This is a genomic window from Streptomyces sp. NPDC001135, assembly GCF_053598395.1.
Genome location: NZ_JBSFKD010000057.1, coordinates 1 through 14786, shown reverse-complemented (window position 1 = coordinate 14786; position 14786 = coordinate 1). Strand labels below are relative to the sequence as shown.

General features: G+C 72.7%; 14 protein-coding genes, 1 pseudogene and 1 riboswitch. Of the genes and pseudogenes, 6 read left to right on the top strand and 9 right to left on the bottom strand.

Annotation, left to right across the window (positions count from 1 at the left end):
- Window positions 1-19 precede the first annotated feature (19 nt).
- A complete protein-coding gene (locus ACWC94_RS40525) occupies window positions 20-1198 on the bottom strand; it encodes a MalY/PatB family protein (protein ID WP_450802574.1) in 1179 nt (392 codons plus the stop codon).
- Window positions 1199-1343: 145 nt separating this feature from the next.
- Between ACWC94_RS40525 and ACWC94_RS40520 the strand changes: the two genes are divergently transcribed.
- Together ACWC94_RS40520 and ACWC94_RS40515 are read left to right on the top strand one after the other, a co-directional pair.
- The gene (locus tag ACWC94_RS40520; RefSeq protein ID WP_450802573.1) at window positions 1344-2174 is read left to right on the top strand and encodes an SAM-dependent methyltransferase; all 831 of its coding nucleotides are present in this window, start codon (window positions 1344-1346) and stop codon (window positions 2172-2174) included.
- Between the two features lie 141 nt (window positions 2175-2315).
- Window positions 2316-3701: a S1 family peptidase gene (locus tag ACWC94_RS40515; protein WP_450802571.1), complete on the top strand. Its 1386-nt coding sequence runs from the start codon at window positions 2316-2318 to the stop codon at window positions 3699-3701.
- A 93-nt stretch (window positions 3702-3794) separates the two neighbouring features.
- Here ACWC94_RS40515 and ACWC94_RS40510 read toward each other — a convergent pair whose 3' ends face one another.
- The 3 genes from ACWC94_RS40510 to ACWC94_RS40500 all read right to left on the bottom strand — a co-directional run bounded on the left by ACWC94_RS40510 (window position 3795) and on the right by ACWC94_RS40500 (window position 5610).
- A complete protein-coding gene (locus ACWC94_RS40510) occupies window positions 3795-3980 on the bottom strand; it encodes a hypothetical protein (RefSeq protein ID WP_351246815.1) in 186 nt (61 codons plus the stop codon).
- Window positions 3981-4138: 158 nt separating this feature from the next.
- Window positions 4139-4834 (bottom strand): L,D-transpeptidase family protein, encoded by a 696-nt coding sequence (locus ACWC94_RS40505; protein ID WP_450802569.1) that lies wholly within the window; start codon window positions 4832-4834, stop codon window positions 4139-4141.
- A gap of 113 nt (window positions 4835-4947) precedes the next feature.
- Window positions 4948-5610, bottom strand: coding sequence for a maleylpyruvate isomerase family mycothiol-dependent enzyme (locus tag ACWC94_RS40500; RefSeq protein WP_450802567.1), 663 nt, complete (start codon window positions 5608-5610; stop codon window positions 4948-4950).
- 70 nt (window positions 5611-5680) lie between these two features.
- Here ACWC94_RS40500 and ACWC94_RS40495 point away from each other — a divergent pair, with 70 nt between their 5' ends.
- Window positions 5681-6586, top strand: a complete 906-nt coding sequence (locus ACWC94_RS40495) for a LysR family transcriptional regulator (protein WP_450802565.1) — start codon at window positions 5681-5683, stop codon at window positions 6584-6586.
- 182 nt (window positions 6587-6768) lie between these two features.
- Here the strand turns inward: ACWC94_RS40495 and ACWC94_RS40490 are convergent, their stop codons facing one another.
- The 3 genes from ACWC94_RS40490 to ACWC94_RS40480 form a co-directional block, all read right to left on the bottom strand.
- Window positions 6769-7683, bottom strand: a complete 915-nt coding sequence (locus tag ACWC94_RS40490) for an SDR family oxidoreductase (RefSeq protein WP_450802564.1) — start codon at window positions 7681-7683, stop codon at window positions 6769-6771.
- 87 nt (window positions 7684-7770) lie between these two features.
- The gene (locus ACWC94_RS40485; RefSeq protein WP_450802563.1) at window positions 7771-8400 is read right to left on the bottom strand and encodes an MBL fold metallo-hydrolase; all 630 of its coding nucleotides are present in this window, start codon (window positions 8398-8400) and stop codon (window positions 7771-7773) included.
- Window positions 8400-9488, bottom strand: a complete 1089-nt coding sequence (locus tag ACWC94_RS40480) for an S-(hydroxymethyl)mycothiol dehydrogenase (protein ID WP_450802562.1) — start codon at window positions 9486-9488, stop codon at window positions 8400-8402. The genes ACWC94_RS40485 and ACWC94_RS40480 overlap by 1 nt, the downstream gene beginning before the upstream one ends.
- Before the next feature lie 251 nt (window positions 9489-9739).
- Here ACWC94_RS40480 and ACWC94_RS40475 point away from each other — a divergent pair, with 251 nt between their 5' ends.
- From ACWC94_RS40475 to ACWC94_RS40465, 3 genes are all read left to right on the top strand, one after another.
- A complete protein-coding gene (locus tag ACWC94_RS40475) occupies window positions 9740-10513 on the top strand; it encodes an acyltransferase domain-containing protein (RefSeq protein ID WP_450802560.1) in 774 nt (257 codons plus the stop codon).
- 177 nt (window positions 10514-10690) lie between these two features.
- Complete coding sequence (locus ACWC94_RS40470) at window positions 10691-11056, top strand: nuclear transport factor 2 family protein (protein WP_450802559.1); 366 nt, start codon at window positions 10691-10693, stop codon at window positions 11054-11056.
- Window positions 11057-11358: 302 nt separating this feature from the next.
- A riboswitch (ZMP/ZTP riboswitch) is annotated at window positions 11359-11439 on the top strand.
- 25 nt (window positions 11440-11464) lie between these two features.
- A complete protein-coding gene (locus ACWC94_RS40465) occupies window positions 11465-12313 on the top strand; it encodes a bifunctional 5,10-methylenetetrahydrofolate dehydrogenase/5,10-methenyltetrahydrofolate cyclohydrolase (protein WP_450802557.1) in 849 nt (282 codons plus the stop codon).
- A 15-nt stretch (window positions 12314-12328) separates the two neighbouring features.
- Here ACWC94_RS40465 and ACWC94_RS40460 read toward each other — a convergent pair whose 3' ends face one another.
- Window positions 12329-13312: a CU044_5270 family protein gene (locus tag ACWC94_RS40460; RefSeq protein WP_450802555.1), complete on the bottom strand. Its 984-nt coding sequence runs from the start codon at window positions 13310-13312 to the stop codon at window positions 12329-12331.
- 706 nt (window positions 13313-14018) lie between these two features.
- Window positions 14019-14525 (bottom strand): annotated as a pseudogene (locus ACWC94_RS40455) (RNA polymerase sigma factor); the annotation flags it as partial.
- Window positions 14526-14786 lie beyond the last annotated feature (261 nt).

Here is a 14786-nt window from a genome sequence, read left to right as displayed (position 1 = left end):
GCTTCCGTCGGCGGCCCGGTCAGGTCAGGGACGCCGCCATGCGCCGTACGCCCTCGGTGAGGATCTCGGGCGAGGTGGCCAGGTTCAGCCGTACGTGCCCCGCGCCGCCGGTGCCGAAGGGCAGGCCCGAGCTGAGGGCGACCCGGCCGCGGTCGAGGAAGAGCCGCGCGGGGTCGTCGCCGAGGCCGAGGGCACGGCAGTCGAGCCAGGCCAGAAAGGTGGCCTCGGCGGGCTGCGGGCGGATCGCGGGCAGGTGCTCGGCGAGCAGGGCGGTGAGCAGGTCCCGGTTGGCCCGCAGTCCGGACAGCAGGGCGTCCAGCCAGCCGGTGCCCTCGCGCAGGGCGGCCGTGTGGGCGATGACGCCGACGTGGCTGGGGCCGTGGCCGACCTCCTCGGGGAGCCGGCCGAGGTCGGCCGCGGCCTTGGGCCCGGCGAGGGCCAGGGCGGCCTTGAGACCGGCCAGGTTCCAGCCCTTGGAGGCCGACATCAGGGACAGTCCGCCCTCGGCTCCGGGCACGCTCAGGTACGGCACGAAGGGGACGCCCGGGGTGACGAGCGGGGCGTGGATCTCGTCCGCGACGACCCGGACGCCGTACCGCTCGGCGAGCGCGGCGACGGCGGCCAGTTCGACGGCGGTGTGGACGGTGCCGGTGGGGTTGTGCGGGCTGCACAGCAGGAAGGCGGCGCGGCCGGAACCGGCCGTCGCCCGCCGGAACGCCTCCTCCAGCGAGGCCGGGTCGATGCGCAGGTCGGCGCCGAGCGGGGCTTCCACCACCCGGCGGTCCATGTGGGTGACGAACTGGAAGAACGGCGGATACACCGGCGGATTGACGATCACCGGATCGCCGGGACCGGTGACCAGTTTGATCATCTCGACCACGCCGAGCATCACGTCCGGAACGATCGCCGTGCGCTCGACGGCGATCCCGTCCCAGTCCCAGCGTGCGGCGGCGAACGCGGCCAGCGCCTCGGCGTAGGCGGTGCCGGCCGGGTACCCGGTGTCGCCGAGGGCGAGCGCGTCGGTCACCGCGCGGACCACGGGCCCGGCGAGCGGTACGTCCATCTCGGCCACCCACAGCGGCAGCACGTCCTCGGGGTAGGTGCGCCATTTCATGCTCGTACGACGGCGCAGCTGCTCCAGGCCGAGGGCGCGCAGCGGGTCGCCTTCGCCCGGAATGCCGTGCGGGATGCTGGTCATGGGGCTCACGATAGGGGCTTCGGGGGCAGGGGGCACGGGCGGAGATCCGCGGACGCGCGGCGGAGATCAACTCGGGCGTCTAGATTGCGTCTTGCACGGTGTATCCCTCGTCAGGCATCTCATCCGCATCCAGGAGCTGACCCCCGTGACCGACAACCCGGCAGCCACCGACGACGTCGCCGTGTCGCTGCGTGCCCGTATCGACACCAGCCGGCCGCACACCGCACGGATCTGGAACTACTGGCTCGGCGGCAAGGACAACTACGAGGTCGACCGCGCGGCCGGCGACCAGATCCGCCGACTTCACCCGGGCATCGGGGAGTACGCGCGCGCCGACCGGCTGTTCCTCGGCCGGGCCGTACGCCATCTGGCCGGTGATCTCGGCATCCGGCAGTTCCTGGACATCGGCACCGGGCTGCCCACCGCCGACCACACGCACGAGGTGGCCCAGCGCATCGCGCCCGAGTCGCGGATCGTGTACGTCGACAACGACCCGCTGGTCCTCGCGCACGCGCGTGCCCTGCTGACGAGCACGCAGGAGGGCCGTACGGACTATCTGGACGAGGATCTGCGCAACGTCGACGCGATCCTCGAACACGCCGCGAAGACACTCGACTTCAGTGAGCCGGTGGCGCTGATGCTGCTCGGCGTGGTCATCTTCATCGGCGACGACGAGGACCCGTACGGTCTGGTACGGCAGTTGACCGAGCGGCTGCCGTCGGGCAGTCACCTGGTGCTGTCGCACACCGTCACCCACCCGTCGATGCCGGACGTGGACGAGGCGGTGAGGTTCTGGAACGAGCACGGCACGCCGAAGCTGACCCAGCGCGCCCCCGAGGACGTGGCCCGGTTCTTCGACGGTCTGGAGCTGCTGGAGCCGGGCGTCGTGTCCTGCTCGCGCTGGCGCCCCGAGCACGATCACGGGGCGGAGCCGGAGGAGGTCGCGATGTTCGGCGGGGTGGCCCGCAAGAACTGAGGCCGGGGCAGCGGAGATCCCGGCCTGCGGTGAACGCCGCGGCCGTGGGCCGCGTATGGAGGTGCGGGCCCTCGACGACGCGGGGGCCTCGCACCGCCGTTGACCGGCGGGGCGCGTTCGGTTCGGTTTCGGGAGCCCTGCATGCGGCACGCACGACGACGGATCGTCAGGCGGGTGACACGCCTGGTGGCGGTCGGCGGACTCCTCCTGGGGGGCGCGATGGTCGCCCAGGCGGCCATGGCGAGCGAGACACCTCCGGCCGCCGCCCGACCGTTCGCTTCGGCCACCGGCGGCACGGACCCCGGCGCGGCGCTGGTGGCGCGGCTCGGCACGGCACGGACGGCGGGCGACTGGATCGGCGCCGACGGCCGGCCGGTCGTGGCGGTGACCGACGAGGCGGCGGCGCGGGAGGTGCGGCGCGCGGGGGCGGCTGCGAAGGTCGTGTCGCACAGTATGAACGAACTCAGGTCGGCCACGGCCGCCCTGCGTGCGGCGCCGCGCGTGGCGGGCACGGCGTGGGCGGTGGACTACCGCACCAACCGGGTCATGGTGCGCGCGGACAGCACGGTGTCCGCCGGTGACTGGTCCCGGATGAGCCACGTCGCCGCGAGGATCGGCGGCTTCGTGCGGATGGAGCGCACGAAGGGCACGTTCACCACACGGCTGAACGGTGCCCAGCCGATCCTGTCGACCGGTGGACGCTGCTCGGCGGGGTTCAACGTGACCAACGGGCAGAGCGACTTCATTCTCACAGCCGGTCACTGCGGGCCCGCGGGATCCACCTGGTTCGCCGACAACCAGGGCAACCAGCAGCTGGGCCGGACGGTGAGCAGCGCCTTCCCCGGGACCGACTTCTCGCTGGTGCAGTACGCCTCCGGCAAGGCCGGTGACGGCGCGGACGTGGTCGCGATCGGCGGCGGCAACGGGGTGCGGATCACGGGCCTCGCCGATGCGGCGGTGGGGCAGCGGGTGTTCCGCAGCGGCAGCACCAGCGGCCTGCACGACGGGACGGTCACGGCGCTGAACGCGACCGTCAACTATCCCGAGGGGACGGTCACCGGACTCATCGAGACCAATGTGTGCGCCGAACCCGGGGACAGCGGCGGCCCGCTGTTCTCCGACGGGATCGCGCTCGGTGTCACCTCGGGCGGCAGCGGTGACTGCACGACGGGCGGGACGACGTTCTTCCAGCCGGTGACCAAGGCGATGGCGGCGCTGAACGTCAAGCTGATCGTGTCCGCGCAGAACGCCGGCGGCGCCGCCCGGCAGGGCTCCTCCTCCCCCGCTTCGTCCGCCCCGTCGGCGCAGGGAGCGGTCGCACCCAGCGCGGCCACCCCCGGCTCCTCGGCGCCGGTGACGGGCACACCGGGACAGACGCTCCTGGCGCGGCTGACGGACACCCGGAACGTCGGTCCCGGGCTGCTGGTGATCGCGGGCAGCCTGATCGCGCTGGTCGCGACCCGCTACATCCGGGCTGAGCAGGACCGCAAGGCGTATCAGCGGTACTACTCGGCCACCTGGGGCTGAGAAGGTCCCCCGAGGCTGAGGAAACCACTGCGAAGGGCACCCGTGCGCTCACGGGTGCCCTGGACGAATGCGGTGCGGTCCGCGTGAGGCCGGTCAGGCCGCCCGGTGCGACCGCGGGGTCGCGGCGGCCCACTCCATCACGAGGCGCTGGTACTGCGCGCGCTGCTCGGTGGTCAGTGTCCCGCCCGACCGGCGCCACAGGGCCCTGATCTCCTCGTTGACCTCCGCGGCCGATCGCTCGGGGGCGGCTTCAACAGTGGTGGACATGCTGTGAAGCATATGCCGATCGACGTGAAGACGCTGTGAGTAAGTACACCCGATACGGACATTCCGGACCGTGTTACTCATCACGTCAATGTGTCAAGTGCCGGACGGGAGTTCACACCAGGCCCTCACCCGTGTTCCCGGCCACATCCGGCGCTAAGCGACGGAACGGCTCAGGTACCCGGCTTGCGGCCGTAGACGAAGACGTCGTCGCCCGTCCTCAGCAGCGACCAGTACGCCTTGGCGTCCTTGGTGGTCATGTTGACGCAGCCGTGCGAGCCCGGCGGGTTCCACATGCTCAGGTTGACCGAGTGGAAGGCCTGGCCGCCGTCGAAGAACTGGCTGTACGGCATCGGCACGTTGTAGAGGGTCGAGACGTGGTCGATGTCCCGCCAGTAGATCCTCTTCAGGCCGGTGCGGGTGGTGTAGCCCTTGCGGCCGGTGCGCACGGGGACGGGACCGTAGACGAGCTTCTTGCCGTCCTGGACCCAGCTGAGCTGGAGCGTCAGGTTCACGCAGGCGATCCGGCCCTTGTTCACCGGGCACGCGCCGTCCTTGTTGGGGTTGTTCCCGACGGCCTTCTGCTTGTCCATGAGGTCCATCACGCCCCAGGTGACCGGTCCGGCGTAGCCGATGGCGGGCGTGATGCCGTGCCTGTTCTGGAAGGCCCGGATGGCCGTGCAGTCGGCGGCGGACTGCTTGCCGTCGACCGGCCGGCCGAGGAACCTCTCCACCTGCTTCTGGTACGGCCCCGCCTGCGTGGTGCAGCTCGCGGCCTGGGCCGGTGCCGCGGTGAGCGCCAGTGTGAGCGGCGCCACCAGTGCCGTGACGCCGAGCGCGACGACACCTCGTCTGCGTACATCCCCCATGTGCATCTTCTTCTCCCCTTGTCGCCCAGGGTCTGCCCCGGGTGCCTCCCTGCGCGATTCCCGCAATGTCGGACTACTAGACCTGCGAGTGGGCGTGGGGGTTGTGGTTCCGGTCAGGCTGTGACGAAACGGTGAACTTCGTCGCCGCGCAGCCGCCCGGCGGGGAGCCTGCGGCCGTAGGCGACCAGCAGCAGGTCCTGGCCGCGGCCGTACAGGGGCGTGCCCGAGCCGAAGGACCAGTCGAGGTCCTCCGCGCACAGCCGTACGCCGGTGAGGTCGGTGCCGAAGACCCGGAAGGCGCGCGGGTCGATCGCGTTGAGGAGGATCCGCAGCCGGTCCGCGGGGATGTCGCGGTCCAGACCGAGGGCGACGGTGACGTCCAGGCCGTGGACGACATCGTGGCCGAGGGCCGAGGTGAGGCCGCCGACCGGGGGTGTCCAGGGGTGGTGGGCGTGGATGCGCAGGAAGGCGGCGAGTTCGGCGTCGGGGTGGGCGGCCGCGTCGCGGCGGGCGAGCCGGTCGGTCGTACGGTGCAGGCTGCCGCGCGCCTTGACCAGTTCCAGCAGGACCCGGGCGGTCGAGTGGCGGAAGCCCATCGACATGTGTGCCACGACCTCGCGCACCCGCCAGCCCGCGCACAGGCTGGGCGCGTCCCACTGGCCGGGCGTCAACGCCTCGAAAAGGCCGGCCAGTTCTCGTCGTTCGGCGGCGATGGCGGCGGCCGTGGTGGCGTTGTCCGCCGCGGTGCGTGCTGCGGTGTGTGGTTCTTTCCCCATGTCTCCAGGGTGGTGACGGCATGAGCAGAAGTCCAAGACATGGTGTGTCTCGCACCTAGCATGATCGATTATGGAGTTGAGGCAGCTGCGGTACTTCGTGACGGTGGTGGAGGAGGCCGGGTTCACCCGTGCCGCCGAACGGTTGCATCTGGCCCAGCCGGGACTGAGTGCGCAGATACGGCAGTTGGAGCGGGAGTTGGGGCAGCCGCTGCTGGACCGCTCGGGCCGCTCGGTGCGGCCGACGGAGGTGGGTGAGGCGGTCCTGCCGTACGCGCGGGCCGCGCTCGCGGCCGTCGAGGGGGTGCGCCAGACGGTGGAGGAGTACACGGGTCTGCTGCGCGGCCGGGTCGCCGTCGGCCTCGTCCCCGGCACCCTCGCGCACGCCTTCGACGTGGCCGGGCAGCTGGCGGACTTCCATGACGCGCACCCCCGGGTGGAGGTCACCCTCAGCGAGGACACCTCGGACCGGATGCTGGCCGCGTTGCGGCGGGGCGAGCTGGACCTGGCCGTGATCGGCGTCGCCGGGCAGGAGCCGCCGGCGGGCGTCGGTCTGCACGTGGTGATCGACGAACCGCTGACCGCGGCGGCCGTGCCCGGACACCCCCTGCTCGTCGAGTACGACGGTGCCGGTGCCGTTCCGCCGGCGGCCCTGCGCGGGCACCGGCTGATCAGCCTGCCGCGCGGAACCGGGATGCGCGGGGTCCTGGAGCGGCTGTGCGCCGAGGCGGGCTTCCAGCCGGACATCGCGGTCGAGGCGGCGACCCCGGACGCACTCGCCCGCCTGGCGGCCCGCGGTCTGGGCGTCGCCCTGCTGCCCGGCCTCGACCCCCGGCCCGGCCTGCGCACCCTGCCCGTCGACGATCCCCGCGCACGCGGCCGGGTGGCCCTGGCCTGGCGCGCGGACGGCCCCATGGTCCCGGCGGCACGGGAGCTTCTGGGGCGGCTGCGGGAGGGGATGGACGGGTGGGCGCCGTAGGCCCCGCGACGCCGGGATGATCCACACGAGAGGGCCCAGGGGCCTCGGCGCTGGCCGGGTGCGGGGGCGGCGGGGCTGCTCGCGCCCACGCGGCGGAGCCGCACCCCGTACAGGCCCGCACGCGCGGGCCGGCGCGTCCCGACCGCCCCCATCGGCGTCTCCCGCCTGGCCCGGGCGGTCTTTCACCGGTACCCGGTGACGTCCGCCGGCCTGCCCGCGCCCTGTACCTCGACCAGGTACCGCCAGGCGTCGGGGCGGCTGCCGTCGAGGTCGGCGAAGCCGTACTCCCGGGCGAGTGCGCCGCTGGACAGCGACTGTCCGTTGAAGCGGGCCACGTCGGGGTCGGCGGCCAGGGCGGCGACGGCACGGCCGACGAAGCGCGGGGTCTCGGAGATGGCGAAGTGCGGTTCGCGGGCGAGGGCGTCGCGCCAGTTGTCCTCGCGGACGCCGTACGCGTCGAGCATCAGTTCCGAGCGCAGCCAGCCCGGGGTCAGGGCGACGGCGGTGGCGCCACGCGGGCCGAGTTCGTGGCCGAGGGCGAAGGCCATGCGCAGGACGGAGGCCTTGGCGAGGTCGTAGAAGAAGTTCACGCGGTAGGTGTCGCGGTTGTGGTCGGCGGTGCCGTCGGTCATCTCCACCACCAGGCCGCCTGGGCGGCGCAGCAGGAGCGGCAGCGCGAAGTGGCTGGTGACGACGTGTGTCTCGACAGCGAGCCGGAGGAGTCTGAGCCCGGCCGCGAGGTCGTGCTCCCAGACCGGGGTGTCCCACGCGAAGAGTTTCTCGCCGCCCCAGATGTCGTTGACGAGGACGTCCAGGCGGCCCTGTTCCCGGTCGATGCGGTCCACCAGGGCGCGTACGGCGGCCGGGTCCAGGTGGTCGGCCGGTACGGCGATGCCGTGTCCGCCGGCCGCGGTGACGAGGTCGGCGGTGTCCTCGATGGTCTCGGGGCGGTCGTACTCCGAGCGCCGCTCACGGGTGGTGCGGCCGGTGGCGTACACGGTGGCGCCGGCCGCGCCCAGCTCCACGGCGATGCCCCGTCCGGCGCCCCGGGTCGCCCCCGCGACCAGTGCCACCTTGTCCTTGAGCGGTCCCTGCATGTCCGGCCTCCCGTACGCTTCGGCTGCTGTCGCCGTCCACGGTCGCGGGAAAGCCGGACATCTTCTGTCGGGATTACCGGCGCGTTCTCAGTGCCCGCGCCGGATCCACTCCTCCAGGTGAGGGGCTTCGTCGCCGATGGTGGTGGCGGCTCCGTGACCGGTGAGGACCTTGGTCTCCGCAGGGAGGGTGAGGAGGCGGTCCCGGATGGAGTCGATGATCGTCGGGAAGTGGGAGTAGGAGCGTCCGGTGGCCCCCGGGCCGCCCTGGAAGAGGGTGTCGCCGGTGAAGACGGTGCCGAGCCCGGGGTCGTACAGGCAGACGGCGCCGGGGGCGTGGCCGGGGGTGTGGAGCACCCTCAGGTCGGCGCCGGCCGCCTCGATGACCTGGCCGTCGAGGAGATGCCGGTCGGGGTCGCGGTCGGGGTGGGTCTGCTTCCACAGCGACAGGTCGTCGGGGTGCAGCCAGATGGTGGCGCCGGTGAGGTCGGCGAGTGCCGGGGCGGCGTTGACGTGGTCGTTGTGGGCGTGGGTGCACACGATGGCGATCAGGCGCCGGTCGTCGACGGCGCGGGCGATGGCCTCGGCGTCATGGGCGGCGTCGATGACGATCACCTCCCGCTCGTCGCCGACGATCCACACGTTGTTCTCGACGTCCCAGGTGCCGCCGTCGAGGGTGAACTGCCCCGAGGTGACGAGGCGTTCGATGCGTACGGTCATCAGAACACCACCACCGAACGCAGCACGTCACCGTGGTGCATCCGCTCGAACGCCTTCTCCACCTCGTCCAGTTGGATGGTCTCGGAGACGAACGCGTCGAGCGGCAGGCGGCCCTGCAGGTGCAGGTCGATCAGCATGGGGAAGTCCCGGGAGGGCAGGCAGTCGCCGTACCAGCTCGACTTCAGGGCACCGCCGCGTCCGAAGACGTCCAGCAGGGGCAGTTCGAGCTTCATCTCGGGGGTGGGGACACCGACCAGGACGACCGTGCCGGCGAGGTCGCGGGCGTAGAAGGCCTGCCGGTAGGTCTCCGGGCGGCCGACGGCCTCGATGACGACGTCGGCGCCGAAGCCGCCGGTCAGCTCGCGGATCGCCTCGACCGGGTCGGTCTCCTTGGAGTTGACGGTGTGCGTGGCACCCAGGGTGCGGGCCTTGTCCAGCTTGCGGTCGTCGATGTCCACGGCGATGATCCTCGCCGCGCCGGCGAGGTTCGACCCGGCGATGGCCGCGTCGCCGACGCCGCCGCACCCGATGACCGCGACGGAGTCGCCCCGGGCGACGCCGCCCGTGTTGATCGCCGCGCCGATGCCGGCCATGACGCCGCAGCCCAGCAGGCCGGCGACCGCCGGGGAGACCGCCGGGTCGACCTTGGTGCACTGGCCGGCGGCGACGAGGGTCTTCTCGGCGAACGCGCCGATGCCGAGGGCCGGGGAGAGCTCCTGCCCGGTGGCGGCGAGGGTCATCTTCTGCCGGGCGTTGTGGGTGTTGAAGCAGTACCAGGGTCGCCCGCGCAGACACGCGCGACAATTCCCGCAGACGGCACGCCAGTTGAGGACGACGAAGTCACCGGGGGCCACGTCGGTCACGCCCTCGCCGACCGACTCCACGACACCGGCGGCCTCGTGGCCGAGCAGGAAGGGGAAGTCGTCCGAGATGCCGCCCTGCTTGTAGTGCAGGTCGGTATGACAGACGCCGCAGGCCTGCACGCGCACCACGGCCTCGCCGGGCCCCGGATCCGGCACCACGATCGTCTCGATCCGTACGGGCTCGTCCCTGCCCGGTGCGATCACGCCGCGTACTTCCTGCGCCATGGTCTGACCCTTTCCTCGGTTGCCTTCCCCGCCGACCCTACGCGCGACCGATCGGCAGCGGGACGGACCACGGCGGTGATCGTGGATCTTTCCGGCCGCCGGGCGAACCGGCGCGGTCCCCACTCTTCGGGAACGGTTCGAATTCCGTAAGAATGTGACCGGATAACGCCATTCTATGATGGCAATCTTTTTGCAGGCTGCGGGAGTTTGCCTGGTGTGTGCACCTGCCCCGGACGTGCCTCAATGGGGGCATGCCTGTCGACGGCCGCACTGGACGCACCGCATTCCTGTTCTCGGCCGGCGCCGCACCGCGGCCCGGTGGGGAGCGTGAACTCCGGGATTCCTTCCCGGTGTTCGCCGACACCCTCGACGAGATCTGCGCGCGCCTCGATCCGTATCTCGAACTCCCGCTGGAATGCGTGATGTCCGCGTCCGACGGCACGCGTACGGCCGCACTGCTGGACCGGGAGGCGTTCGCCGGGCCGGCGGTCTTCGCCCTCCAGGTGGCGCAGTACCGGCTGCTGCACAGCTGGGGTGTCCGGCCGGACGTGGTGTTCGGGCACGCGTCCGGGCGGATGGCCGCCGCGTACGCCGCGGGTGTGTTCTCCCTGGCGGAGGCCTGTCACGCGGTCGGCATCCTGGCCCGCCTGCTGGGCGGCCTGCCGGCGCGGGGGCCGCGCTCCCCCGGCCTGGACGGCGTCCTCACCGCCTACGGCCGTACCCTGGCCACGCTCCACCCTCGCGTGCCGCGCCTCCCCCTGGTCTGCGACGTCACGGCCCGGCCGGTGGGTGCCGAGACCGCCGATCCGGAGTTCTGGGTCCGGCGCGCGCCGCTGCGCTTCGCGGAGGCCGTCGGCCTGCTGCACCGCGACGGGGTCCGCACCTGGCTGGAGCTGGGCCCCGCGGACCAGCTCACCCGCCTGCTCCCGGACTGCCTCACGGACGGTACGGCCGCGGCCTTCGCGCTGTCCCGTGACTGGGCGCTGCTGCGGTCGGGGCCGGGCGCCGGTGCGCAAGGCCCGTGACCCGGGCGGCGCGACGGGAAGCGGCGGCCTGCGTACCCGAGCGGCGGAGGCGGCGTACCGGTGCGGCGGAGGCGCACGTCTGCGTTTGCCGTGACCGCCGGGCCGGAGGAGCCTCGAAGGGTGGGGGTCCGCGTGGTCCGCGCCCCGCCGGGCCGCGGGCGCCCGAAGGAGGTCACCATGGGCACCGCGACAGGATCCGCCTTCGACATCGAGGCGCTGCGCCGGGGCATAGAAGGGAACACCGGGAACTCCCTTCTGGCGCTCTACGCCGACGACGCCGAGATCCGCATCGTCGACCACAACCACCAGCCCAGCCACCCCACCGTGCTGCGCGGCCGGGGTCAGATCGCCGAGTTGCTTGACGACATCTACAGCCGCGACATGACGCACAAGCTGGACCAGTGCGTGGTGCAGGGCGACCACGCGGCGTTCACCGAGTCCTGCCAGTACGGGGACGGCACCCGGGTCCTCGCCGAGTCGATGGTCACCTTGCGTGACGGCAAGATAGCGAGTCAGGTACTCATCCAGGCCTGGGACGAGTAGGCACACGCACCGGCATGACAGGCGCCGGAAGGAGATGCGCCAGGGTCCAGGTCACCTCCACGCTGACCTGGACCTTCTCTGCCAGGCTGGCCCTCGGGCGCAGCCGCGGCGGACCGGCGGGTGTCCGCCGCACTGCTTCGGTCGACGCTGAGGGCCGCGCGCCTTCGCCGGCGTCCCGCCGTGCTGCCACGGGCGCTTCGGGCGCGGCCTGATCGGCGTCGGTGAGCGCCGGCTCCCGTCGTACGGCCCCATGGGCCCGCCTCGACGGGCGGGCCGAGGGGTGTGGGGGCTCGGTTACGCTGTACCCGGGCCGTGACTGGCGCTGAGGTGGAGAACCACCGGGGAGCGGTCCGTGGTGGATGCCGCGCGCCTGGGCGAGAGAGTCGATCCAGCTCAGGAGTGTGCAGCATGCCCCAGGCCCGTCTCATGGACGGCACCGCCCTCGCCCGCCGTATCGTCGAGGACACCGCGAAGAAGGCCGCCGACCTCACCGCTCGGACCGGTGCCGCGCCCTGTCTCGCGACCGTACTCGTCGGCGAGGACCCGGCGTCCGTGACCTACGTCCGCATGAAGCAGAACCGCTGCCGCAAGGCCGGTATCGAGTCCCGGCACGTGGCCCTGCCCGCCACCACGACCACCGGCGAACTCGTCGGGACGCTGAGGGAGTTGTCGACCGACCCGGCCGTGCACGGCATCCTGCTCCAGCACCCGGTCGGCGAGCACATCGACGAGCGGGCCGCGTTCGAGGCGATCGCTGCGGAGAAGGACGTCGACGGCGTCACCTTCGCCTCGTTCGCCACGATGAGCTTCGGCCTGCCGGGATTCGCCTCCTGCACGCCCGGCGGCATCCTGCGGCTGCTGGACGAGTACGGCGTCGATCCCGCCGGGAAGCGGGCCGTGGTCGTGGGCCGCAGCGCGATCCTCGGCAAGCCGGTGGGCATGCTGCTCCTGGCGCGGGACGCGACCGTGACGTACTGCCACTCGCGCACCCGGGACCTGTCGGCGGCCGTGCGGGAAGCGGACATCGTGGTCGCCGCGGTAGGCCGACCGCGGCTGATCCGCGGGCAGGACATCAAGCCGGGCGCGGTGGTGATCGACGCCGGCTACAACCCGGGCAACGTCGGCGACGTCGACTTCGACTCCGCCGTGGAGCGGGCCTCACTGATCACACCGGTGCCGGGCGGTGTCGGCCCCATGACGATCGCCACGCTGCTGGAGCAGACCGTCGAGGCCGCCGCCCGGCAGCTCGGCGTGTGAGGGCGGCGTACGGGGTCAGCGCATCCAGGCGCTGTACTCCATCACGTCCCCGGCCCGCACGCCGTACCGGGAGTCGTCCTTGCTGAAGGTGGCCTCCAGTCCGAGGACCGCACCGGTGCGCGGATCGAGGATCAGCATGCGCCGGGCGCCGGGGGCGTCGTACGCGTACGCCTGGCCGGGGCGCCCGAGCCGGTCCGTCACCTGCCCGACGGGCCGCAGGCCCCCGGCGTCCGCGAGGACCCGGACCAGGGCGGCCGACTCGCGGGAGCCGAGTGTCCAGTGGTCCATCAACTCCCTCACGGCGTCCAGGAGTTCGGACGTGGTCAGGGACCCGGTACCGGGGTGGACCGCCTCGGCGAGGTAGGGCCGCAGGGCCGCCGGATCGTGCGGGGGGCGCGCCTCGGGCGGGGCGTCGCTCCAGCTCGGCGGGTAGGTGGTGCGGCTGAGCACATGGCCGTCCTCCACCAGGCGCGGCTCGTCGCCCTCGTCGGTGAGGACCGGACGGCCCGGGTGGCGTGGATCGGTCGCGACGACGACCTCGGTGTGGCTGTCGTCCGCGTTCCAGCGCACCACGGTCTCCTCCGGGAGGGTCACGGGCGGTCTGCCGTCGCTCATACCGAGGCTCCAGGACTGCACATGGGTGCCCTTGCGCAGGCCGGGCGAACCGTCGGCGGCGGCCACGGTGGCCAGTTGGGCCATCCGGTCCAGCGGTACGGCGGTGGAGTGGGCCCGGACGGCCAGCGGGCGGGGCGCGGCGACGGCGGGCTGACCGCTCGGGCCGCCGAGCAGCGCGGTGAGGGTGGTGGCCAGGACGACGGCGGTGGCGGCGAGTCCCCACAGCAGCCGGGCGCGCGGGGCCCGGGAGGGCCGTCGTTCGTCCGTACGCAGCAGCAACTCGAGCCGCCGCTCGGCGCGGTGGTCCAGCGGTCCGTCACCGAAGTGCGGGCCGTGCGCCGGAACCGGGTTGGCGTGACGGAGAAGGTCGAGTTCATCAGGCATGGCGGGGGTCCTTGCACAGGGGTGCACCGGCGGGGGCAGCGGAACCGGGACGCGGTGATCGCCGGCCGGGGTCGCCGTCCCCGGCGCTCGTCTCGGCGTCGGCGCCGGTCGGATCCGCCGACCGCCTGCCGTCACCAGGTGTCCGTCCGACCGGCGAGGCGGCCGCCGACACCTCGGAAGGCACGCGGCGCCCGGACGGTGACACATCTGTCGGCGTCCCGTGAGACACGGGTCGAGCGGGGAGCGACCCGTCTGCCGGCCTCCCGGCGGAGGTGCGCCGAGCGGGGGGCGACTCGTCTACAGGCCTCCCGGCGGGCGTGCGCTGAGCAGAGCACGACATGTCTGTCGGCATCCCGGCCGACACGGGCTGAGCCGAAAGCGACCCATCTGCCGGCCCCCCGGCAAGGGTGCGCTGAGGGCACGACATGTCTGTCGGCATCCCGGCCGACACGGGCTGAGCCGGAAGCGACCCATCTGCCGGCCCCCCGGCCGGCGGGCGCTGGGCGGGGGGCGGCTCGTCGGTCGATGCCCCGGAGGCCGGTCGTTGGTCGTGTGGTGTTCCGGGCGCCGGCCTGGCGGCAGGCGTGCGGTGGCCGGGGAGCGGTCCGTCCGCCGGAGCGTCAGGAGGCGGGCGGTCCCCCGGGTATGACACGTCCTCCGGTGCCCTGGTGTGCGAGCCGTGCTCGGGTGGTGTGCCGGTCGGCGGTGCGGCGGGGCGCAGGCCGTCGATCTCGGCCCGCAGCCGGCGGCGGGCGCGGTGCAGGCGCATCGCCGCCGCGCGTCTGCCGCAGCCCAGCACGACCGCGATCTGCCCGGCGTCGAGTTCCTCCCACGCCGCGAGGCGCAGTACCTCCCGGTCGGCCGGGGAGAGCCGGTCCAGGGCCTCGTGCACCCAGGCGCCCGGCGCCTCGGCGTCCGGGCTGTCCATGACGTGCCGGCCGTGCGCGGCCTCGTCGTTGCCCAGTCGGTCCACCAGCCGTCGTCTGCGTCCGTAGCCGCGTACCGCGTTCGCCAGACAGTTGCGGGCCACCCCGTACAACCAGGGCAGCGGCGCGTCCGGCAGGTCGCGCCGCCGTCGCCAGGCGACCGTGAACACCTCCGCCACCACTTCCTCCACCTCGTCGGCCCGCCCGGGCATGCGCCGCGCGACATAACGGCTGACCGCCCAGTAGTGCTCGCGATAGGCAGCGGCGAAGATCTCGTCGTTGCTCATGTTCGGTTCGTGTCCGGCACCGCCCGGATCGTCACACCCTTCTTCCGTGACGCTCGTCGCGTCGTCCGAGTGTGACCGGTGGGCCGGGCGCGGACACAGCCGGGGTGTGAAGAGGATCAGAGACATCAGCGGCATCAGGCGCATCAGGGCGGTGCGGTGGCTCACCACCACCGACCACAAGACGATCGGCACGCTCTATCTGGTCACCTCGTTCGCGTTCTTCCTGATCGGTGGCGTGATGGCGCTGCTGATGCGCGCCGA